Below are 869 nucleotides of genomic sequence, written 5' to 3'. Positions count from 1 at the left end.
ACGGGCCAGAGCTACCAGTTCGATTATACGGCGCCATCGCTGCTGACTTTTAACCGCTACAAGCCCACGGTCGAATCGGCCCATGGCGCCTCGGTCACCTACCGGCTGACCTTCAGCGAACGCATCAGCGGCCTGGACCCCACCGACTTTACCCTTGTCATCGACAGCGGCCTGGCGACCGGCACCCTGGCTTCCAATGCCGTGCTGGCCCAGGGTACCGCCGGCACCATCTACGACGTGACGGTTTCCAATATTACCAAATTCGTGCGGCTGCACCTCGACCTGAAGGCCGCGGGCACCGGAATTATCGATGCCGCAGGCAACGCCCTTCCGGGCCCCGCCACCGGTCCCCGCTACACCATCGACCCGGCGCCGGTAGTGGACAGCATCGTGCGGCAGTCGCCCACAACGGAAATCACCGCGGCGGGGGATATAACGTTTAGGGTATACTTCTCCGAAAAAGTGAGCGGGGTGGACGCCACCGACTTTTTTACCACCACGGTCAGCGGCGATGCCCGCGGCACGCTGGCGGTGCTGGGCAACGACGTGCTGGCCAGCAGGCCGCTGGCGGTGACGGCGGCGGTAGGCTCCACCGGTATGGTGTACAATGTGACGGTTCGGGCCGCTACCGGCACCGGTGCCCTGCGGCTGGATGTCAAACCCAGCGGTACGGGCATCAAGGACGCGGACGGGCAGGCCCTGTTCGGCGGCTTTACCGGCGGGCAGACCTATACGCTGCAGCAAAGCACTTCGGGCCGCTTTGCCACGGTGCAGGACCTGGTGCCGGTGGACATCATGAAAAACACGGCCGACAAGCCGCAGGCCAAGGTATGGTACCATGCCGGCAAATGGTGGAGCGTGCTGGCGGC

At 64.6% G+C, this 869-nt stretch carries 1 protein-coding gene; it reads left to right on the top strand.

Annotated elements, in window-relative coordinates:
• Window positions 1–869: hypothetical protein (locus tag V9K67_RS27035; RefSeq protein ID WP_432205904.1), on the top strand; the 869-nt coding region annotated here is incomplete at both ends.

This window comes from Huijunlia imazamoxiresistens, from assembly GCF_037132455.1.
Classification (GTDB): Bacteria; Bacteroidota; Bacteroidia; order Chitinophagales; family Chitinophagaceae; genus Flavisolibacter; species Flavisolibacter imazamoxiresistens.
This window is presented reverse-complemented; position numbering and strand designations above follow the sequence as displayed.